The sequence below is a fragment of the Lamprobacter sp. genome (genome assembly GCF_034860625.1).
In the GTDB taxonomy this organism is placed as follows: Bacteria; Pseudomonadota; Gammaproteobacteria; order Chromatiales; family Chromatiaceae; genus Lamprobacter.
This window is the reverse complement of sequence record NZ_JAYESN010000017.1, coordinates 42,867-63,336: the sequence shown is the minus strand read 5'-3', so window position 1 is coordinate 63,336 and position 20,470 is coordinate 42,867. Positions and strand designations below refer to the sequence as shown.

General features: G+C 61.6%; 18 protein-coding genes. 11 read left to right on the top strand and 7 right to left on the bottom strand.

Annotation, left to right across the window (positions count from 1 at the left end; translation table 11 throughout):
- The first annotated feature begins 71 nt into the window (after nt 1-71).
- The 6 genes from acnA (at nt 72) to VBE63_RS06690 (ending at nt 6,884) form a co-directional block, all read left to right on the top strand.
- Nucleotides 72-2,741: an aconitate hydratase AcnA gene (gene acnA, locus VBE63_RS06715; protein WP_323682236.1), complete on the top strand. Its 2,670-nt coding sequence runs from the start codon at nt 72-74 to the stop codon at nt 2,739-2,741.
- Between the two features lie 20 nt (nt 2,742-2,761).
- Entirely contained in the window at nt 2,762-2,968 is a 207-nt protein-coding gene (locus tag VBE63_RS06710) for a type II toxin-antitoxin system HicA family toxin (RefSeq protein ID WP_323682235.1), read from the top strand.
- Nucleotides 2,955-3,194 (top strand): hypothetical protein, encoded by a 240-nt coding sequence (locus tag VBE63_RS06705; protein ID WP_323682234.1) that lies wholly within the window; start codon nt 2,955-2,957, stop codon nt 3,192-3,194. Before VBE63_RS06710 ends, VBE63_RS06705 begins: the two co-directional genes overlap by 14 nt.
- 129 nt (nt 3,195-3,323) lie before the next feature.
- Nucleotides 3,324-4,691, top strand: a complete 1,368-nt coding sequence (gene purB, locus VBE63_RS06700) for an adenylosuccinate lyase (RefSeq protein WP_323682233.1) — start codon at nt 3,324-3,326, stop codon at nt 4,689-4,691.
- A gap of 31 nt (nt 4,692-4,722) precedes the next feature.
- Nucleotides 4,723-5,685: a DMT family transporter gene (locus tag VBE63_RS06695; protein WP_323682232.1), complete on the top strand. Its 963-nt coding sequence runs from the start codon at nt 4,723-4,725 to the stop codon at nt 5,683-5,685.
- A complete protein-coding gene (locus VBE63_RS06690; protein ID WP_323682231.1) occupies nt 5,682-6,884 on the top strand; it encodes a cupin domain-containing protein in 1,203 nt (400 codons plus the stop codon). The genes VBE63_RS06695 and VBE63_RS06690 overlap by 4 nt, the downstream gene beginning before the upstream one ends.
- Before the next feature lie 136 nt (nt 6,885-7,020).
- On the opposite strand, the gene VBE63_RS06685 is transcribed toward VBE63_RS06690, so the two are convergent.
- Entirely contained in the window at nt 7,021-7,368 is a 348-nt protein-coding gene (locus VBE63_RS06685) for an OmpA family protein (protein WP_323682230.1), read from the bottom strand.
- Between the two features lie 372 nt (nt 7,369-7,740).
- Nucleotides 7,741-8,328, bottom strand: a complete 588-nt coding sequence (locus VBE63_RS06680) for an OmpA family protein (RefSeq protein ID WP_323682229.1) — start codon at nt 8,326-8,328, stop codon at nt 7,741-7,743.
- A gap of 499 nt (nt 8,329-8,827) precedes the next feature.
- On the opposite strand from VBE63_RS06680, the gene VBE63_RS06675 reads away from it, so the two are divergent.
- Both VBE63_RS06675 and VBE63_RS06670 read left to right on the top strand, forming a co-directional pair.
- A complete protein-coding gene (locus tag VBE63_RS06675) occupies nt 8,828-9,565 on the top strand; it encodes a uracil-DNA glycosylase family protein (RefSeq protein WP_323682228.1) in 738 nt (245 codons plus the stop codon).
- A gap of 261 nt (nt 9,566-9,826) precedes the next feature.
- Entirely contained in the window at nt 9,827-10,480 is a 654-nt protein-coding gene (locus VBE63_RS06670) for a hypothetical protein (RefSeq protein ID WP_323682227.1), read from the top strand.
- Nucleotides 10,481-10,609: 129 nt separating this feature from the next.
- On the opposite strand, the gene VBE63_RS06665 is transcribed toward VBE63_RS06670, so the two are convergent.
- Nucleotides 10,610-10,930 carry a (2Fe-2S) ferredoxin domain-containing protein gene (locus VBE63_RS06665; RefSeq protein ID WP_323682226.1) on the bottom strand — a complete coding sequence of 107 codons (321 nt, stop codon included), beginning with the start codon at nt 10,928-10,930 and terminating at the stop codon, nt 10,610-10,612.
- Nucleotides 10,931-11,049: 119 nt separating this feature from the next.
- On the opposite strand from VBE63_RS06665, the gene VBE63_RS06660 reads away from it, so the two are divergent.
- Together VBE63_RS06660 and coq7 are read left to right on the top strand one after the other, a co-directional pair.
- Nucleotides 11,050-12,336, top strand: a complete 1,287-nt coding sequence (locus VBE63_RS06660; RefSeq protein ID WP_323682225.1) for a (Fe-S)-binding protein — start codon at nt 11,050-11,052, stop codon at nt 12,334-12,336.
- Entirely contained in the window at nt 12,317-12,961 is a 645-nt protein-coding gene (coq7, locus tag VBE63_RS06655) for a 2-polyprenyl-3-methyl-6-methoxy-1,4-benzoquinone monooxygenase (RefSeq protein WP_323682224.1), read from the top strand. The genes VBE63_RS06660 and coq7 overlap by 20 nt, the downstream gene beginning before the upstream one ends.
- Before the next feature lie 50 nt (nt 12,962-13,011).
- On the opposite strand, the gene VBE63_RS06650 is transcribed toward coq7, so the two are convergent.
- The 4 genes from VBE63_RS06650 to VBE63_RS06635 form a co-directional block, all read right to left on the bottom strand.
- Nucleotides 13,012-14,355: an HlyD family type I secretion periplasmic adaptor subunit gene (locus VBE63_RS06650; protein ID WP_323682223.1), complete on the bottom strand. Its 1,344-nt coding sequence runs from the start codon at nt 14,353-14,355 to the stop codon at nt 13,012-13,014.
- 80 nt (nt 14,356-14,435) lie between these two features.
- Complete coding sequence (locus tag VBE63_RS06645; RefSeq protein WP_323682222.1) at nt 14,436-16,211, bottom strand: type I secretion system permease/ATPase; 1,776 nt, start codon at nt 16,209-16,211, stop codon at nt 14,436-14,438.
- A gap of 371 nt (nt 16,212-16,582) precedes the next feature.
- Nucleotides 16,583-16,933: a hypothetical protein gene (locus VBE63_RS06640; protein ID WP_323682221.1), complete on the bottom strand. Its 351-nt coding sequence runs from the start codon at nt 16,931-16,933 to the stop codon at nt 16,583-16,585.
- A 246-nt stretch (nt 16,934-17,179) separates the two neighbouring features.
- On the bottom strand, nt 17,180-17,953 hold the full coding sequence (locus tag VBE63_RS06635; RefSeq protein WP_323682220.1) for a SapC family protein: 774 nt from the start codon (nt 17,951-17,953) through the stop codon (nt 17,180-17,182).
- A gap of 989 nt (nt 17,954-18,942) precedes the next feature.
- On the opposite strand from VBE63_RS06635, the gene gatB reads away from it, so the two are divergent.
- Nucleotides 18,943-20,385 carry an Asp-tRNA(Asn)/Glu-tRNA(Gln) amidotransferase subunit GatB gene (gatB, locus tag VBE63_RS06630; protein ID WP_323682219.1) on the top strand — a complete coding sequence of 481 codons (1,443 nt, stop codon included), beginning with the start codon at nt 18,943-18,945 and terminating at the stop codon, nt 20,383-20,385.
- The last annotated feature ends 85 nt before the right edge of the window (nt 20,386-20,470 follow it).

Sequence of the window (20,470 nt, the reverse complement as noted above, 5' to 3'; positions counted from 1 at the left end):
AGGTGTCATTCCGCAAGCACCTCGCTAGAATCGTCTTCATGCAGCAGTAAGCCCAATCTCCGGAGTCCTCCATGCACGACAGCTTCAAGTCCAAGGCCCGCCTCGACGCCGCTGGCAAAGCCTACGAGATCTTCCGCGTTGACGCGGTGCCGAACAGCGCGCGGCTGCCGTTCTCGCTCAAGATCCTGCTCGAGAACCTGCTGCGCTATGAGGATGGCGTCACCGTCAAGCGCGCCGATATTGAGGCCCTGGCCAACTGGGACGCGCAGGCGGAGCCGGACCGGGAGATCCAGTACCGCCCAGCGCGGGTGCTGATGCAGGACTTTACCGGCGTGCCAGCGGTGGTCGACCTGGCGGCGATGCGCGATGCGATGAGCGCGCTCGGCGGTGACCCGAACAAGATCAACCCGCTGCAACCGGCCGAGCTGGTCATCGACCACTCGGTACAGGTCGATAACTATGGCTCCGACAGCGCGCTCGGGCTCAATGCGCAGCTCGAGTTCTCGCGTAACCGCGAGCGCTATCGCTTCCTCAAGTGGGGTCAGCAGGCGTTCGATGATTTCAAAGTCGTACCGCCGGATACCGGCATCGTGCATCAGGTCAATGTCGAATATCTGGCGCGTGTCGTCTTTGGCCGCGAGGTCAATGGCGTGCTCCAGGCCTATCCCGATACCCTGGTCGGTACCGATTCGCACACCACCATGATCAATGGGGTTGGCGTGCTCGGTTGGGGCGTCGGCGGCATCGAGGCCGAGGCCTCGATGCTGGGTCAGCCGGTGTCGATGCTGATCCCGCAGGTGGTGGGCGTGAAGCTGAGCGGGCGATTGCCGGAAGGCGCCACCGCCACCGATCTGGTGCTGACCATCGTCGAGCAACTGCGCCAGCATGGCGTCGTCGGCAAGCTGGTCGAATTCTATGGCCCGGCGGTCAAGAGCCTGCCGATGGGCGATCGCACCACCATCGCCAACATGGCGCCCGAGTACGGCGCCACCTGCGGCCTGTTCCCGATCGATGATGAGACGCTTGATTTCTTGCGCCTGACCGGTCGCTCCGATGAGCAGGTCGCGCTGGTCGAGGCCTATGCCAAGGCTCAGGGTATGTTCGACGCCGATGGGACCTTCGAGGCCGAGTTCAGCGACACCCTAGAGCTGGATATCGGCAGCATCGTGCCCAGCCTCGCCGGCCCCAAGCGGCCGCAGGATCGGGTTCCGCTGACCGAAATCAAGGCCAGCTTCGCCGGCGCGCTGAAGACGCAGAATGCCGAGCGTGGCGTCGATGATCGCCCTGCCGTGAGCACCACGATCGACGGCGAGCCGGTGGCGATCGGCGACGGCGCGGTGGTGATCGCGGCGATCACCTCCTGCACCAATACGTCCAACCCCACCGTGATGCTCGGCGCCGGACTGGTGGCGAAGAAGGCGGTTGAGCGCGGTCTCAAGGTGCCTGCCTGGGTCAAGACCTCGCTCGGGCCGGGCTCGATGGTGGTAACGCGCTACCTGGAAGCCGCTGGGCTGATGGAACCGCTCAAGCAGCTCGGCTTTCATGTTGTCGGTTACGGCTGCACCACCTGTATCGGCAACTCGGGCCCATTGCGCCCGGAGGTCTCGCAGGCGATCAGCGACGGCGATCTGACTGTGGCCTCAGTGCTCTCCGGTAACCGCAACTTTGAGGGTCGGGTGCATCCGGAGGTGCGGATGAATTATTTGGCCTCGCCGCCGCTGGTGGTGGTCTATGCGCTCGCTGGTCGGATGGGCTTTGATCCCTATAACGATCCGATCGCCGACGATGCCGAGGGCAATCCGGTGTTCATGCGCGACCTCTGGCCGACCCAGGCGGAAGTGGCGGATACCGTTTCCAGCTTCCTCGGCCAGGATGATTTCCGCTCGACCTATGCCGATGTCTTCGCGGGCGATGCCCATTGGCAGAAGTTGGACGCACCGGCCGGCCAGGTCTTCGATTGGGACCCGAGTTCGACCTACATCCAGGAGCCGCCTTACTTCCAAGGTATCCAGATGGAGCCGGAGCCGGTGCAGCCGATCCGCGACGCGCGCTGTCTGGCGGTGCTCGGCGACTCGGTGACGACCGATCACATCTCGCCAGCCGGCAGCATCAAGGCCGACAGTCCCGCCGGGCGCTACCTGATCGAGCAGGGCGTGGCGCCGGGGGACTTCAACTCCTACGGCTCGCGTCGTGGTAATCATCAGGTGATGATGCGCGGCACCTTCGCCAACATCCGGCTGCGCAACCGGATGGCGCCGGGGACCGAGGGTGGGGTGACCCTGCATCAGCCGTCGGGGGATCAGGAGTCGATCTACGATGCAGCGATGCGCTATCAGACCGAGGGCGTGCCGGTGATCGTGATCGCCGGCAAGGAGTATGGCTCCGGCTCCTCGCGCGATTGGGCCGCGAAGGGGCCGCGGCTGCTTGGCGTGCGCGCGGTGATCGCCGAGAGCTATGAGCGCATCCATCGCACAAACCTGGTCTGCATGGGCATCCTGCCGCTGCAATTCCAGCCCGGCGAGAGTGCTGAGTCACTTGGCCTGACCGGCACCGAACTGTTCAGCATCGGTGATTTGGACGATGGCAACGCCAAGCAGGTCGAGGTCACCGCGACCCGTGCCGATGGCAGCGAGGTCCGCTTCCAAGCCAAGGTTCGCATCGACACCCCGAACGAGGCCGATTACTACCGCAACGACGGCATCCTGCACTATGTCCTGCGGCGCTTGGCAGCGGCGGCCTGAGCGACCTTGTCTGGCTAACGATGCCGCCAAAGGTTCGAGAGCTGATTGCAAGGCTAGAGCAGGCAGGCTTTGTTGATCGGGGTGGCAAGGGGAGTCATCGCAATTTCGTCCACCCGAATGTGATCAAGCCGATCACCCTATCAGGAAAGCCCGGAGAGGATGCCAGGCGATACCTGGTGCGGGCGGTTGAGAAGGCCATTGCGGAGTCGCGCTATGAAAGACAGTGATCAATACGCCAAGGTTGTGGAATGGTCGGAGGAGGATCAGTGCTATGTCGGTAGCTGCCCAGGCCTCATGCTGGGCGGCTGTCATGGCGATGACGAGCTGGCCGTGTTTGAGGAGCTATGTCATGTCGTGGACGACATCCTGCAGCTCTATCGCGAAGACGGTAAGGCGCTTCCCCCGGCCACAGCTGGACGGGATCTTGTGAATCAGTTGCAAGATGTCGCCTAGCCCGGTCGACCAGCCTTCTCTGTCAAGTCGGGTTGAGCTGCTGCGCGTTGAGATTTTGACCCTTTGCGAATGCGTCAGCTCGACTTGGCCAAGGGCCGTTTTCACCCCCGAATGATGAGCAACTGTTTGATGGATTTATCTTCTCTGACGGCCATTTCACCGATCGACGGCCGCTATGGCACCAAGACCGCTGATCTACGCTCGATCTTCAGCGAATTTGGGCTGATCCGGCATCGGGTCGTGGTCGAGATCGCCTGGCTGAAGGCGCTCGCCGACTGCCCCGAGATCGCCGAGGTGCCGGCGCTCTCGAACGACGCCCAGCAGTGGCTCGATGCGATCGGCGGCGAGTTCTCGGTCGAGGACGCGGCGCGCATTAAGGCCATCGAGCGCACCACCAATCATGATGTCAAGGCGGTCGAGTATTTTCTGAAGGAGCGTATCGCCGATCAGGCCGAGCTGGCGGCGATCTCGGAGTTCATCCACTTCGCCTGTACCTCGGAGGACATCAACAATCTGGCGCACGGGCTGATGCTCAAGGACGGGCGCGACCATGTGCTGCTGCCGCGCATGGATGCGCTGATCGAGGCGCTGCGCACCCTGGCGCATTGCCATGCCGAACTGCCGATGCTCTCGCGCACTCATGGTCAACCGGCCTCGCCGACCACGCTCGGCAAGGAGTTGGCGAACATCGTGCATCGGCTGCGGCGGCAACGCCAAGCCGTGGCCGCCGTCGCGCTGCCCGGCAAGATCAATGGCGCGGTCGGCAACTACAATGCGCATCTAGTCGCCTATCCGGAGCTGAATTGGCCGGATTTCGCGCGCCAGTTCGTCGAATCCCTCGGCCTGACCTGGAATCCTTATACGATCCAGATCGAGCCGCATGACGGCATGGCCGAGCTGTTCGATGCCATCGGTCGCTTCAATACCGTGCTGATCGACGCCTGTCGTGACCTCTGGGGCTATATCTCGCTCGGCTACTTCAAACAGCGCACGGTGGAAGGCGAGGTCGGCTCCTCGACCATGCCGCACAAGGTCAACCCGATCGATTTTGAAAACGCCGAGGGCAATCTGGGCATTGCCAATGCGCTCTTCGATCATCTCTCGGCGAAGCTGCCGATCTCGCGTTGGCAGCGCGATCTGACCGATTCGACCGTGCTGCGCAATCTTGGCGTGGCGATTGCGCATACGTTGATCGCGTTGGATTCAGCCCTCAAAGGCGTCGGCAAGCTCGAAGCCGATGGCGAACGGCTGGCAGCAGATCTGGACGCTAACTGGGAGGTGCTCGCGGAGCCGATTCAGACGGTAATGCGCCGCTATGGGGTCGAGCAGCCCTATGAAAAGCTCAAGACGTTGACGCGCGGGCAGCGCATCGGCCCTGATGCGCTGGCAACCTTCGTCGAGACGCTCCGTATCCCGGATGCGGCCAAGGCCGAGCTACGGGCGCTGACTCCAGCAGACTATATCGGCAACGCCGCGGAACAAGCGAAGGCGATCTGATCTGCAGCGGTGAAGACGCCCTGGAACACTGTTGTTTGATGACCGACCACAGCAGCTGCTGCTTGGCGCGGCCTTCATCGTGCTCGGCGAGTTATGCTTTGCGTCGATGGGTGTCGGCATTCGCATCGTCTCCTCCGAATTGCCAAATGTGATGGTCGTGTTCGGCCGCAATCTCATCGGCCTAATGCTCGTCGCGCCCTGGTTGCTGCGTCACGGTATCGGTGATGTAAAAACCAAGGTGCCTGGCCTGCATCTACTGCGCGCGGCGGCGGGTGTCGCCGCCATGTACTGCTTCTTCTATGCGATCGCTGAGCTGCCGTTGGCCGAGGCCATGCTGCTCAAGCTCACCGCGCCGATCTTCATCCCTTTGATCGCCATCGCCTGGCTGCACGAGCGGGTTAGCGGCCTGCTCTGGGTAGCGCTTGGGATCGGCTTTGCCGGCGTGATCCTGATCTTGGAGCCCGACCCGAGCCAACACTGGGCGGGGGTTTCGCCGGTGGCCTTGATTGGACTGCTGGGTGGCGTGTTGGCGGCAGTGGCCAAGGTGACGGTCCGCCGCCTCTCGCGCAGCGAGCCAACCGGGCGTATCGTCTTCTACTTCGCACTGATTGCTGGCTCGATCTCGACGCTACCGCTATTCTGGGGCTGGCAGACGCCGACCCCGATCGCCTTGCTCTGGCTGCTCGGCATCGGCATTGCCGCGACCCTGGGCCAGTTGGCGCTGACCCGTGGACTCTCCTTGGCTCCGGCCTCACGCATGGGTGCCTTTGGCTATTTCTCGGTGGTGTTCGGTGCCGGCTATGGTTGGCTGTTCTGGGGCGAGCCGATGACCCTCACCCTCGTGCTGGGAACGCTATTAATTGCTGCTGGTGGCCTGCTGGCTAGTCGCTCCCGGCACGTCGAACCGGTGCTGAGTCCCGAGTGTGCCATTCCTCAACGCCCAGCCTCTAGGTCGAACAGACCCTCCGCGACCGAGATGCCCAGCAGTCAATGAACAGACCTCCTGAGTTTCCCGAGCTTCGGTTTCCCGACGGCCTGGATGCAGAAACGTTCCTGATGCGTTACTGGCAGCGCCAACCGCTGCTGATGCGCCAAGCCTTGCCTGGGTTTGAGAACCCGCTGCCTGGCGATGAGCTGGCGGGACTGGCCTGCGAGCCGGATGTTGAGTCACGGATCATCCTGGAGCGAGCGGAACAGCGCCCCTGGCAGGTTCAGCAGGGGCCATTCGACGCCGAGTGCTTTGCCGCCTTGCCACCCAGTCACTGGACGCTATTGGTCCAAGACGTCGACAAGCACATCCCCGAGATCGGCGCCTTGCTCGAGCGCTTCGATTTCCTGCCACGCTGGCGCATCGACGACCTCATGGTCAGCTATGCCGAGGATCAGGGCTCGGTCGGCCCGCATGTCGACGATTATGATGTCTTCTTACTCCAGGCTGAAGGCCAGCGGCGCTGGCGTATCGCGACCGATGCCGCCATGCCGTTGGAGCTGATCCCTGACCTCGAGATACGGATTCTAAAGCAATTTCGGGCTGATCAGGAGTGGCTGCTCGAGCCAGGCGACATCCTCTACCTACCGCCTGGTGTTCCCCATTGGGGGGTTGCCGAAGGCGCCTGTCAGACCTGGTCAGTAGGGTTCCGCGCCCCGGCCTGGCGCGAGCTGGCCGATGATTGGCTGGCCCAGATTGCAGAGCGCTTCACGCCGCCAGGGCGTTGGCAAGATCAGCGGTCCACACCACCATCAGATCCCGCCGAGCTGGATCAAGAGACCCTGTTGAGCATGCGGGCGGCGATCGAGTCCGGCATTGAAGCGGCTGGTGCCGGTGACTTTGCCGCCTGGCTTGGCACCTGGATGACAGAGCCAAAGCTCAATTTGGCATTAGCGCCTCGTGAGCCGCCATGGCCGGAGGCGGAGGTGATCTCTGCCCTAGAGACTGCCCGGTATTTCGAGCGCGATGGTCGCTCGCGCTTGCTCTTCACCGCACCAACGGCTGAGATTGATCAAGCCTCGCTATTCGCCAATGGTCAGCAACACCCCGTGGCCGCAGAGCTGTTGCCGTTGCTAGCGCAGTTGTCGAGCCATCGCAAGCTGGAGTTCGCAGAGGCCGGCGAGTGGCTACTTCATCCCGCTGCCAGGACCTTAGTTACGTCCCTGTTCAACGCAGGCCACTACTTCATGCCAAATGAGCGCTAGCTTCGAGCGGAGATGAGGTGATCCGCATTGGCGAGTACAGCCAAGGAAAGCCGCCCGCTAGAGTCTTTGATGACCCACTCCTGTCGCTGTCTGTCAGGAGCAACTGCTTGCGGCTTGGCTGTAACCCGTCAGCGCTCTAGCGATCGACCTTCGTGATCACAACGCGGCGCTGCTCGACCGAAAATGGACTGTATTGAGGCAGCAGGTCCCGCTTCCCGCGACTCTGGGCAGGAGCGAGCAGTGACGCTGGGTAGCCTTGCGCGATGAAGTAGTCGCGCACGGCATCGGCGCGTCGCATGCCAAGGGCCATGTTGTAAGCGTCTGAGCCTTTAGCATCGGTATGGCCAACGATGGTCACGTACTCTTGAGCGGGCGAGCGCATCACCTTGTCGATGTAGCTGTCGATCGTAGGCAGTACCCACCGGTTCACCACGGTATCTGGAACCACGTATTCATCAAACTCGAACAGGAGTTTGACCGTCAACTGCTCGGGTACCCGCGCAGCACCACACTCAGGGAGACGCGTGCTAGTTGGATCTTCCCAGCAATCCCCAAACTGGGGCTCAGGCCCCCAAAAACTAGAGGATTGAGAGGTTTGAGCAGGTAGCGACTCCCCGGCTGTCCCGCTTGAGAACCCTGCGTAGGTTGAGCTCGCAAAGATCAGCGCGATGCAGAGGGCAAAGGGGGCGATGATTGCAGTGGCAAAGTCCTTCACGGGGGCTCAATCGGTATTGCTAACAATAAACCGGCTAGCGAGGTGCTAGCCGGTTGATCTCGTCTCCACCTAGGGCGGAGTCAGCAGGGACGCTCCGGCGACCGTTTGAGTGAGAGAACGTCTCCTGCTCTGTGCAATCGCTTACTGGTCGATCTTGTTGATCACGACACGGCGCTGCTCGAGTGCGAACGGGCTGTACTGAGGCAGCAGATCGCGCTTGCCGAGGCTTTCTGCGGGGGCCAGCAGTCGCGCGGGATAACCTTCAGCGATGAAGTAGTTACGCACGGCATCGGCGCGGCGCATACCAAGCGCCATGTTGTAGGCGTCGGAGCCCTTGGCATCGGTGTGACCGACGATGGTCACGTACTCTTCGACCGGAGTGCCCTGAATTTTGGTGATGTAGTCGTCGATCTCGGCCAGTACCTGGCGATTCACAACGGTCTCAGGAACCTCGTAACGATCGAACTCGAACAACAGCTGAACGGTGATACTCTCGGGAACGACGATTTCGCGCTCGCAAGGTGGCAGATTGGTCGGACCGTCTGGATAAGCACTCTGCCAGCACTCGCCATAGCTGGTGGCCCAGAGCTGGCCCTCGGGGGCGTTGCGGTCGCCGGCAGCATACCAGTACGACTCTTCGAGACCCTGCGCAACAACGCCGCTGCTCATCAAGAGTGCGGCAGCTGCAGTGCAGGCGAGTGCCGCAGCGCGGAACGATTTTGTGGTCATGAACATCAGTGGCTCCTATCGAAAGTTAGAGGTGCAGACTCGTGAACGGCCTTGGAAATTTCAGCAGATTGCGATGATCTTGCGTCGACGCATCAACTGCTGCCGTGAAACAATGATAGCGCGTTGTCGGTAAAATGAAACAGGAAAAGCGAAAAAACCGCAGTTATGCGTGAACTATACCATAGTAGTGCAGCTTGAACACTAGCTTAGCGCCTGGTTGTGAATCTACAACAACTGTCTCAAAGGCCGCTAAGCTGCGGCTGCTCATGGCCATAATCTTAGCATTCCGCGCTCGGTCTGGTTGGGATAGGGCGCCTGGGGTTACCTTATGGGGTTATCCTAGAAGGGGTGTAACCTGCCGAGCGCGCACTTAAACTTCTGAAAAGCTGGAAATAATTTCTCGCCCGCCACCTAAGACTCTGATTTTTAACTTCGCTAAGCGATTGATTTTGAATAAGTAGCAGGAGGCAGGTTACACCCTCCTACGAGGAGCGATCGCATGAAGCTGCAAGATACTGCGCAAATCCTTGCTGCTGAGGTCTCTGCGCTGACGTTTGCTACCCCTGTCGCGCTGGTTTATCACCCCCTGGTCTATGCCTGGGAAGCGCATTCGGCTTATCTTGAACGCTATGGTCAAGGTTGCCGCTCGGTCATGCTGCTGGGGATGAACCCAGGCCCGTTTGGCATGGCACAGACTGGGGTGCCTTTTGGTGATGTCGAGATGGTGCGCAATTGGTTAGGCATCGAGACCCCGGTCGGACGGCCACCAGTCGAGCATCCAAAACGGCCAATCCTTGGCTTTCAATGTCCGCGCCGCGAGGTCAGCGGTCAGCGTCTTTGGGGCTGGGCGCGGGCGCGTTTCGGCTCCCCAGAGCGCTTCTTTGCACAATGCTTCGTTGTCAACTATTGCCCGCTGGTGTTCATGACCGAGACCGGGCGCAATCTGACCCCTGATGCCTTACCTGCTGATGAGCAAGCCCCCTTGTTTGCGGCCTGCGACCGGGCGCTGCGGTCGACAGTCGATCTGCTCGAGCCCGTGCATGTCATCGGAATCGGTCGTTTCGCCGAGGATCGCGCGCGCGCTGCGTTGGCGGAACGCGATCTTCAGATCGGTCGCATCCTACATCCAAGCCCCGCGAGCCCAGCCGCGAATCGGGATTGGGCGGGCCAAGCCGAGCGAGGCTTGTTGCAACTAGGTATCTCACTGCCAGGCAGGCTGTATAGCCATAGCACCTGATATCCAGACACCTGATTCACGCCAACTGAAAGCTAGCGTTATATCTGAGTCTGGCAATCAGAGCTAATGGCTATAGCTCCGCCTGAGCTGCACCTGCTCCTGCTCCTGCAAGTTCGACTAGAACTAATCTGGCCTTCAAGCAACCTGGGGTACGAGTAGATTTCGAATCGCCAACGGTTGTAGCATGGCTACAGCCCTGATTGGCGCTCTGCATCAGTCACCCTTGGCGCCGCCACCCTCGTGCAAACCGGAGCAAGTTTTATGCAGATGCTGACACCCATCTCCCCTCGTCTGATGATGGCGAGCACAGTCATCGCCACTGCAGCAGTTTCCTCGGCAGTTTCCGTGCCCGCCCTCGCGGACCCGGTTGTCGATCAGATCAATCAGGGCGTTGAGCTTTACCAGAACCAGGACTACGGCGCTGCCATTACGGAGCTGGAGTTCGCGATCGAGGACATTCGCAAGCGCATGTCGCAGGGGCTTGCTGCCACCTTTCCAGATGCGCCAGCCGGTTGGTCGGCTGGAGCGGCGGAAACCTCCTCAGAGAGTGGCGCCGTTGCCCTTTTTGGTGGCGCAATGGGAACGATTCTGGAGCGTCAATATACGCAAGAGGCTGGCAACAGCAGCATGACCGCGACACTGACCATGGACAATCCGATGATCCAGGGGATGGCGACGCTGTTCAATAATCCGGCGCTCCTCGCCGCGCAACCGAATGTTGAGCGCTTGCGTATTGGCCGCGAAACCGGAATGCTGAAGTGGGAGCAAGACCGATCGCGGGCGGAAGCGACGCTGATGCTCGATGGAAGGATCATGATGCAGGTCGTTGGCGAGAACCTCGAGTCGGCCGAAATCGTCGCCGATTTGCTGAAGGCTTGGGACATTCAGGCCGTTCGCGAGCAATCCGCACGCTGATGTCTAGCTGCTGCCCAGCGCGCCGCAGGTCACCAGCATCGACCAGGGATGGTCCGCAGCACCATTTGGCCTCATTGCCACTGACCACAACCGGCTAGCGCTGCTGCTCAGCATCTGGCTGCCCTCTGCCTAGGCCGGGTCTGGCAGACGCAACCGCTCCACCGGCTTTCCCTTCATCAAGTGTGACTGCAGGATTTCCTCGAGATCCTCCTTGTCAACGTAGGTATACCAGACGCCTTCCGGGTACAAGACGGCGACCGGCCCCTCCTCGCAGCGATCTAGGCAGCCAGCCGTGTTGATGCGGACCCCCCCGGGACCCGCGATCCCCAGCTGCTTGCTGCGTTTCTTCAAGAAGTCACGCGACTCCTGAGCGTTACACTGTGCGCAGCACTGGCTGCCATCGGCGCGCTCATTGATGCACATGAACAGATGATGTTTGTAATAGGACACAATCAAAGGCTCCAATCCGCTCAAAGGAAAGCACTCGCGACGCGCGTGCCGATTCTAGAGCCTGCGGCTCCGGCACGGAAATCGCCACAACATGCACTGTACAGAAACGCTCTCCGGCCATGAGTGATGCCGGCCCTTCAGGGGTACCCTCATGGCCGAAGGGTGCTGACGAGTGCGAGATCGAACAGCTTCTGCGGCTCGCTGACCAGTGCGTCAAGTGTGGATATTGCCTGCCCCATTGCCCGACCTTCAAGCTCGCGCAGGATGAGGGTGAATCACCGCGCGGCCGCATCGCGCTGATCCAAGGTTTACTGACCGGGGCCATCAGCGATGGCCCTCGCGTCCAACGGCACCTTGATCAATGTCTCGAATGCCGCGCCTGCGAGCCCGCCTGTCCGTCGCTGGTGCGCTATGGCGCGCTGATGGATGGTGCTCGCGCAGTGCGCGCGCAACACCGCTCCGCAGGGCAACCTGGGCTGCGTCGGCTGCGTCTGGCGCTGCTGACAAGACCCGCCGGACTACGGCTGGTTGCCGGCGTTGGCATCCTCTATCGTTGGCTGCGATTGCCACCAAGGCTGATCGATCGCCTCTCAAAGCGCTGGCCAGCCATTCAGGTGCTCGACCCGTTGGCAAAGTCACTACGATGGCCGCGCAGGCGCCTTCCTTCATCCGCAGGTGAAGTCGCCCTCTTCCGCGGCTGTGTCGCTCAGCTCACGGATCAACCCTTAGAGGCTGCGGCACTACGGCTCCTGACCCGCCTCGGCTACCCACCCCGAGTGCCGAACGAACAGGTCTGCTGCGGCGCCATGCATCGGCACAACGGTTATCCTGCCGAGGCTGATCAACAACTCGCCCTCAATGCGCAAGTCTTCGCCAAGCGCCCGGTGATTGGACTCGCAAGCGCCTGTGTCGCTGAACTGCGAGAGCATGGCCAAGCCGCTGGCCACCTAAACGCCATCGAGATCTGCCGTTTTCTGCTCGATCAACCCTGGCCCGTTGAAGCCCGGCTCAACCCCTTGCCCGTCAAGGTTGCGGTGCACGAGCCCTGCTCGCACCGCAATCAGTTAGGCGATCAGGCTGCTGTGTATCAGCTGTTGCAACGCATCCCTGAGCTTTCCCTGACCCCGTTGCCTGGAAACGAGACTTGCTGTGGAGCTGCGGGCACCTATCTCACTGAACATCCGGAGATTGCACTGGCGTTGGCCGCACCGAAGATTGACGCACTCGAGCGAATGCGGCCTGACTATCTGGTGACCACCAACACCGGATGCGCATTGCACCTAGCGGCACGTATCCGTCATGCCGGCCTCGCAACCCAAGTGCTGCATCCAATCCAGCTCATCGAGCGACAACTCTCCATTCAGCCACAAACAGCAAAGATAGCCTATGAACAGAAGAGACTATAGCCCAATCGATCGCGCCCTGATCGGCATGGATCAAACGCTGCGCACCTTGTTCGGCCGCCCCGCGGTGACCGAGCGCGATCATCCCGGCAAGCGCCTACCGGAGGTGGATCTCACCGAGCAAGAGCGTCGGCATATCGGGCGCTTGATGCGGGTGAACCATACGGGTGAGGTCTGTGCACAGGCGCTTTATCAGGGGCAAGCGCTCACCGCGCGCGATGACGCTGTTCGCGAGCGATTAGAGCGCTCTGCTCAGGAGGAGAACGATCATCTGGCCTGGTGCGAAGAACGGATGCAAGAGCTTGGCGCCCGCAAGAGCGTTCTCAATCCGCTTTGGTATGCCGGCGCGTTCGCAATGGGGACCGCGGCCGGCATCGCAGGGGACAAATGGAGCCTAGGCTTTGTCGTCGAGACCGAGCGGCAAGTCGAAGACCATCTTGATGAGCATATCGCCCAGGTGCCAGCGGATGATCACCGCACCCGAGCTGTACTAGATCAGATGAAGATCGACGAAGCCCACCACGCACAGGTGGCCAAGGTCGCCGGCGGTGCCGAGTTACCGGGGCCCATCAAACTGGCGATGCGCGCCGTCTCTAAGGTGATGACCAAAGGCGCTTACTGGGTCTAACAGGCCGCGCAAGCAGGAACCGCCAATTCCAGCGATCGTGACCGGCTGCACTAATCCTCGCGGAAAGCAACGCTGATCCGGTCGCTGATCGGGCGGATCAGGTACTCGAAGAAGGTGCGCTCGCCGGTCTTGATCATCACCGTGGCCGGCATGCCGGGCAGCAGCGTCTTATCCTCAAGCTGTTCGAGCGATTCCGGCGGCACCTGTACGCGGGCGAGAAAATAATCCTGATCTGTTTTCTGATCGGTCATGCGATCGGCGGATACGGTCAGCACCTGTCCGATTAGGGTCGGCGTGGTACTGGCATTGAAGGCAGTGAAGCGGATATCAGCCTCGAGGCCTGGAAAAACCTGATCGATGTCCGTCGGCGACACGCGCGCCTCGATCAGCAGCGGCTCATCGGTCGGGATCAGGTCGAGCACCTTGTCGCCCGGGCGCAGGACGCCGCCGATGGTATGCGTCTGCAGATCGACCACGGCACCGCTCGCGGGTGAGCGCACTTCGGTACGCTCAAGCCGAGCAGACAGAGCACGCAGGCGCTCCTCGCGGTCGCTGAGCTCGGTCTCGACCTTGCGCAACTGCTCCACCACCTCGCTGACGAAGCGGCGCTTGATCTGCGCGATTTCGAGTTCAGTCTCGACAATCTGCACGCGGGTCGAGGCAATAGTCGAACGGCGCTCGGCCTGCTCGCCGAGCAGCTCGGCCTGTTGACGTTCGGCCTCGCGCAGCCGGCTCTTATCGCCGAGCTGGCGATCGAACAAGCTAGTTAGGGCGTCGATCTCTTCCTGATACAGCTTGGCGCGGCGCTTGTTGGCCTCAAGGACGGCCTCGACACCAGCGATGCGCTCTTGCAGCTGCTCGATGCGCTGCTCGAGGACGCTGATCTCACCCTCGCGCGCCTCACGCCGGGCCTCGAACACGCGTTTTTGGCCGGCCTGAGCCATCAGTAGACGCGGATCATCCATCCCGATACCGCCAAAGAGCCGAACCGGGAACTCGGGCTGCTCTAGCCCATCACGCTCGGCGACCAGGCGCGCCTCCTCGGCCGCCAGAGCAATGAGCTGGCCGCGCTCCATCTCGAGCTGCGCGCGCGTCTCACGATCGTCGAGGCGGACCAGCAATTGATCAGCATCGACCTTATCGCCCTCGCGCACCAGGATGTCAGCGACGATGCCGCCGTCGAGATGTTGCACAGTCTTGCGCGCACCCTCCACGGTGACCACACCTGGGGCCACGGCGGCACTACTGATGGGTGCAAGAGCGGCCCAGATCAGGAAGCCGCCAAGCCCGATCAGCAGGATGAGCAGGCCGAGTAGGCGAGCGCCCCGATCGGTGGTGGGCACGGTTTGCTTTTGCGACTCGGTGACGCGGGTCGAAGGGACGGTGATCTCCAAGGTGACTCATTCTCCCAAGAAGGGCGTTGCAAAGGGGGGATGACGAAGGATGCGCGGGCGACGCGTCTACTACAGAGCGATCAGGCCGAGGGGATCTTTGCTGATGAGGTGACCGCTGGGGGCGCGCTGCCGCCGCCACGCAGGGCATTCAAGGGCGCTTGGCGCGGCACTGACTTTGGTCGCGCAAACTGCGCGAGCACCTCATCACGCCCACCGAAGGCCTTGACCGTGCCCTCGCTGATCACCATCACTTTCTCGATTGCGTGCAGGACATTGGGGCGATGGGTGATCAGCAGCAGGGTGCTGCCGGCCTTTTTCAGCGCCGTGATCGCGCTGACCAGGGCCGCTTCGCCCTGATCATCCAGGTTCGAATTGGGCTCGTCGAGCACCACCAGCACCGGCTGACCGTAGAGCGCGCGTGCGAGCCCGATGCGCTGACGCTGGCCGGCCGAGAGCACCATGCCACCGGCGCCAATTTGGGTGTCGTAGCCCTCGGGCAACTGCAGGATCATCTCGTGTACGCCGGCACGCTGCGCGGCGTTCACCACGGCATTCGGGTCCACCTGACCGAAGCGGGCGATGTTCTCGTTCACCGAGCCCTCGACCAGTTCGACATCCTGCGGCAGATAGCCGATGTAGGGGCCGAGCGCTTCGCGGTTCCAGGTCGAGATATCGGCGCCGTCGAGACGCACATAGCCGCCCATGGTCGGCCACACGCCGAGGATGACGCGCGCCAGGGTCGATTTGCCGGCCGCGCTCGGACCGATGATACCGACGCTCTCGCCGGGGTTGATCTCCAGGCTAATGCGCCGCAACACCGGCACGCGCACTTGCGGAGGGGCGGCGATCACCTCTTCGAGCGTGACACGCCCGCTGGGAGCCGGCAGACTCATGCCGAAGGTCCGCTCCGGGACATCATTGAGCAGCGCGCGCAGTCGCTCGTAGGCGCTGCGCGCGCTGAGAAAGCCGCGCCAGGAGCCGATCAGCATATCCAGCGGTGCGAGCGCGCGGCCCATGAGGATGGAGCCGGCGATCATCATACCGGGGGTGATGATGTTCTGGATCGCCAGAAAGGCGCCGACGCCGAGGATCAGCGACTGCAGCATGATGCGCAGCGCCTTACTGACGTTGGTCAGGGTGCCGGCGCGGTCACTGGCCTGGCTCTGCAGCTGCAAGACTTCGGAGTGGCGACTCAGCCAGCGCCGATGCACATTGCCAAGCATGCCCATGGCCTCGATGGCCTCGCCGTTGCGCAGATTGCCCTCGATGAAGTTGGAATTGGCCACCGCCATGCGGTTGGCTTCGCCGAGCGGGCGCTGGGTGCTCAGTTCGTTGGCGATCGCGAGACCGATCAGGATCACCGCGCCACCGACGGCGACCCAGCCGATGAGCGGATGCAGCAGGAACAGCACCGCCATGTAGACCGGCACCCAGGGCACATCGAAGAAGGCGAACAGCCCACGGCCGGTAAGGAATTGGCGAAGCGTGGTCAGATCGTTGATCGGCTGCGCGCCGGTGCGCCGACCCTGGCGCACGCCGGACTCGAACATGGCCGCGAACAGGCGCCCGTTCATGTGCATATCGAGCCGGCTGCTGACGCGCACCAGGATGCGCGAGCGCACCATCTCGAGGGCGCCCATGATGGCGTAGAGGCCGACCACCAGCAGCGTCAGCATCAACAGCGTCTCGACACTGCTGCTGGCGAGCACGCGGTCGTAGACCTGGAGCATGTAGAGCGCCGGCACCAGCATCAGCAGGTTGATGAACATGCTGAACAGGCCGGCATACAGAAACGAGCCGCGGCTGGCCTTGAGCGCGGCTTTGAGTTCGTCCTGGGGTTTGAGGGGGGTACGCACGGCGTTCTCGTCCCGGTCGCTTTGGGTAATCCCTCATTGTAAGCGCTATACAGACGCGTGGATAGACGCAGTGACGCCCGCATTCATTGCGCACGGGATTAATCCCCAGCGTCGCAACCACTGTGTCTCCCGGGCGTTCTGCTTTGTCAACGCCAGTTCACCAGTGCCGAGGGCTAGCCTGACGCATCAGGATGCGGGCAAGAATACCGGCAAGCGCCTGTAGCACTTAGTAGCTGCCTAAATTCTACTTTCCCGATGATCGCCCTAGAGTGGTGCTCACATCGGGAAGCAGCTGATGGGCAGTTTCTTAATGGTGAGACAGTCTGGCTGAAGGGCGACCAAGGCCGCCCTCCGAGCAGGCCGATCGCCGATCAGTTGATCAAGCTGCAACGCCCAAGGGCATAGTCGACGGCGCAGGAGACCAGCGCCGACACACCTTGCTGATCCAGCAGTCCTTCTTGCCACAACTCGACGCCAAGGCGCCTGACGGTCTCACGCAGATGCTTATCCGGCTGTTCCAAGTAGCCCGCCAGACGATTCTGGATGATATCCGACAAGCGACGTCCATCTGGGGCGAAGTCATTAGGGATACCGCAATCACATCGGCCGAGGAAGACGCGATCGGACGAACTACTGCCACCGCCCGGGGGCAAGGGCTCGCCCACAGAAAGCGAATACTCACCGACAACTGCCGTCGTGTCCACATGTTGCACGGTCAGCACGAGGCCGTTCGGGTCAATATACGGTTTGCATCGGCAAAGGCCATGAGGAATACCCTCGACTTTGGCCGTTTTTCCAAGCCCGTATGCCTTTTATAATCAAGGGCTTGTGTTGTGACAAAAAATTAGCGAGGGGTCTACTTTGGAGGTTCAGGCTTCCCGACCCCCTCTAAATTTTCGCCCTCACGGTTTTTTCAGGCAGTTAGCGCCCTAGCAGGCCGCCAAAATGGCCAAAGTCGAGATACCTACTCACTGATTAAAATCAAATTGCAGGTCCGACTGGCCGCTAAAGAAGTCACCAAGATCCTCGCGTGGAGCTTGGTTCTCGAGCTGACGGGCACGTATTTGCAGCGCCGGCAGCTGATGAGTGCTAATCATCTGCGCATAGGCCAGCGCTAGGGCGCCTTGGCGGTGCAGTTCGGCCAGGGTCTCCGCGCCGAGCTTGGCCAGCGAGGTCTCGTCGGCCCGTTGTAGCCCGTGCAGCGCCTGGCCCTGCTCATCCTCGATCTTCCAAGGGATGAGCAGGCCCGCCCCCTCCAGGGCCGCCACCGCCTGCTCGGTGCGCGCCAGGTGCTGCGCAAGCTGGCCGAGGAACTGAAAGATCTCCTCCACCGCCGGGCTCATACGCTCGCCGTCGAGGAACGCCTGATCCCCGTCCGGCCCCACCCAGGGGCTATCGATATCCACGCAGAGCACGCGCTGGTGCGCCTCGCCCTTCCCCTGCGGCGGTGGCAGCAGCCGGAACGGATGAGCGCGCAGCAAGGCTGGCGTGTAACCCGCCAACCAGGCCTGGCGCGCATCCAGGCAATGATTGACCCCTTCGCGCAGACCGCTCAGCGCACACAGCAGGCGCTTGCCCTGGGCATCGCGCGCGAAAGCCAGCGGCAGATGAGCGGCGGCCGCACTCACCTCCGGCGCCGCGACCGGCGTGAGATGTATGCCGAGTGTGTGCCGATAATCACGAAAACGTTGCCATCGCAGTTCGCCAAACCGCTGAGGACTGAGAGGAAGATAACGGCTCATGAAATGTCTCCGGTGAGCAGACGAGGTGTGCTGCGGCAAATGCTAGAGATAACACACCCTGGCGAAGCATTGATCAATCCGCCCAAAGACTTGGCGCGCATTCGCTTGCTTTAGTGCTCGAGTTATTCTTCAGCCAGGGCCATGCGTAGATCTCAGTACAGATTGTCGTTGATGCACTCGAGCCGGGGTCATGACGAGCATTCATGACAGGTAGAGTCATTGGAAACAGAGCATAGCGAACAGCGATTGGTCTGCATAGGAGCGGCGTCAGCAATGTCTGTTGGCAGTCGGCATCATGTGCTCTCCACAATGAGCGAGGCTCTAGGGTAAGCCGCTTTGTCGGCTCCGGCCGATAGGGATTCTTTACGGAAGTCGCCACTGAGCGCCGTCTGTTCGCCAAGCCGGCCTTGGTTATCATGCAGTACGAGGTTAACAGCCTGCTCGCCATGCGGGTCGATTTGAGCGATAGGGACGATATCAACGGGAACGATGACGCAGAGCTGAGCGTCCTACTTCTTCAAGTCTTCGAGCTTGAGCATTGTGCGCCAGAGTGAGACTGAGGAGGCGTCAACACCCGAAGACGGACCGGTGCTCTGTCGAGCCCGATGCGATCACCATCAAGACGATGACTAACGGGATCGAGTAGCTGATCGGTTCGTCCCAAAATGACGTTATGCGTGTCCACTATCTGTAGTACCCCTGCGTTGACGCGACTACAGTCTAGCCATGCACGTCCTGAGTCGGTGCCGTCGATACTACGCTACAGCGCAACAGAGGCAATTTGATCTGAGGCAAAAAGAAACCGGAGCGTCTCGAGCTTGGCTTTCCATTTATGTGCCTTCCTGTCGCAGACTTTTCGTTCGCTGGCTTTGCTGTCGCGAGCTTCTCAGCCGTCTTGGGCTAGAATGCAGGGTCATCCGCAACCAGACGCCGGCCGCCCCGTTCCCTGGCACGAGCGCGGCAAGCCCCGCAACGAGAACCGAATCCGCATGCAATGGGAACCCGTGATCGGGCTGGAGATCCATACCCAGCTCGCGACTGAATCGAAGATCTTTTCCGGCGCCTCCACCGCCTTTGGTGCCGAGCCGAATACCCAGGCCTGCGCGATCGATCTCGGCCTGCCGGGGGTGCTGCCGGTGCTGAACCTGGGCGCGGTGCAGCGGGCGGTGCAGTTTGGGCGCGCGATCGGTGCTGAGATCGCGCCGCGCTCGGTGTTTGCGCGCAAAAATTACTTCTATCCGGATCTACCCAAGGGCTATCAGATCAGCCAATACGAGCTGCCGATCGTCGGCCGTGGTGAGATCGAGATCCTGCTCGACGACGGCACGCAGCGGACCATCGGCGTGACCCGCGCGCATCTCGAGGAAGACGCGGGTAAGTCGCTGCATGAAACCTTCTCGGGTGCCGGTGGCGGCCTAACTGGGATCGATCTCAACCGCGCCGGCACGCCGCTGCTGGAGATCGTCTCCGAGCCGGATCTGCGCTCGGCCGAAGAGGCCGTCGCCTACGCGCGCAAGATCCATCAACTGGTGCGCTGGATCGGCATCAGCGACGGCAACATGCAGGAGGGCTCGTTCCGAGTCGATGCCAATGTCTCGGTGCATCGTCCGGGCACCCCCTTCGGCACTCGCGCTGAGATCAAAAACATCAACTCGTTCCGATTCCTGCAGCGGGCGATCCTGTTCGAGATCGAGCGCCAGATCGAGCTGCTCGAGGACGGCGGCACGGTGGTCCAGGAGACCCGTCTCTATGATGCCGACAATGATGAGACGCGCTCGATGCGCAGCAAGGAGGAGGCCAACGACTATCGTTATTTCCCCGACCCCGATCTGCTGCCGGTCGAGCTTGACGACGCCTTCATCGCGGCCGCCACCGCGAATCTGCCGGAGCTACCCGATGCGATGCGGCAGCGGTTTAAGGGTACCCATGGCATCAGCGACGCCGATGCCGTCCAACTCACCAGCAGCCGCGCCACGGCGACCTACTTCGAGCAGGTGGTCGATCTGACCGGCGATGCCAAGCTGGCCGCGAACTGGATCAACGGCAGCCTGGCCGCGGCGCTGAACAAGGCGGGTCTCGAGATCAACGACAGCCCGGTCAGCAGCGAGCAGCTCGCCGAGCTGATCAAGCGCATCCAAGACAACACCCTCTCCGGCAAGATCGCCAAGCAGGTGTTCGAGGCGATCTGGGCCGGCGAAGGCGACGCCGATCAGATCATCGAGGCCAAGGGGCTGAAGCAGATCACCGACAGCGGTGCCATTGAGCAGATGATCGACGCGATCATCGCCGCCAACCCGCAGCAGGTGGAGCAATACCGGGCCGGCAAGGAGAAGGTGTTCGGCTTCTTCGTCGGTCAGGTGATGAAGCAGAGCCAGGGCAAGGCTAACCCGCAGCAGGTCAACGACCTACTCAAGGACAAGCTCAAGGGCTGAGCGAAGCGCCAGCAGAAGCTGGCTGGGCCAGTCTCACCAACAGCCTCAAACCCGGTAGCGCCTCGGGAAACCGCCCATACAGGGC

Coding starts and splice junctions, on each gene's coding strand:
- purB (WP_323682233.1), top strand. CDS start 3,324: ATGGATTTATCTTCTCTGACGGCCATTTCACCGATCGACGGCCGCTAT.
- VBE63_RS06690 (WP_323682231.1), top strand. CDS start 5,682: ATGAACAGACCTCCTGAGTTTCCCGAGCTTCGGTTTCCCGACGGCCTG.
- VBE63_RS06710 (WP_323682235.1), top strand. CDS start 2,762: ATGCCGCCAAAGGTTCGAGAGCTGATTGCAAGGCTAGAGCAGGCAGGC.
- VBE63_RS06660 (WP_323682225.1), top strand. CDS start 11,050: ATGAGTGATGCCGGCCCTTCAGGGGTACCCTCATGGCCGAAGGGTGCT.
- acnA (WP_323682236.1), top strand. CDS start 72: ATGCACGACAGCTTCAAGTCCAAGGCCCGCCTCGACGCCGCTGGCAAA.
- coq7 (WP_323682224.1), top strand. CDS start 12,317: ATGAACAGAAGAGACTATAGCCCAATCGATCGCGCCCTGATCGGCATG.
- VBE63_RS06635 (WP_323682220.1), bottom strand. CDS start 17,953: ATGAGCCGTTATCTTCCTCTCAGTCCTCAGCGGTTTGGCGAACTGCGA.
- gatB (WP_323682219.1), top strand. CDS start 18,943: ATGCAATGGGAACCCGTGATCGGGCTGGAGATCCATACCCAGCTCGCG.
- VBE63_RS06670 (WP_323682227.1), top strand. CDS start 9,827: ATGCAGATGCTGACACCCATCTCCCCTCGTCTGATGATGGCGAGCACA.
- VBE63_RS06675 (WP_323682228.1), top strand. CDS start 8,828: ATGAAGCTGCAAGATACTGCGCAAATCCTTGCTGCTGAGGTCTCTGCG.
- VBE63_RS06680 (WP_323682229.1), bottom strand. CDS start 8,328: ATGACCACAAAATCGTTCCGCGCTGCGGCACTCGCCTGCACTGCAGCT.
- VBE63_RS06705 (WP_323682234.1), top strand. CDS start 2,955: ATGAAAGACAGTGATCAATACGCCAAGGTTGTGGAATGGTCGGAGGAG.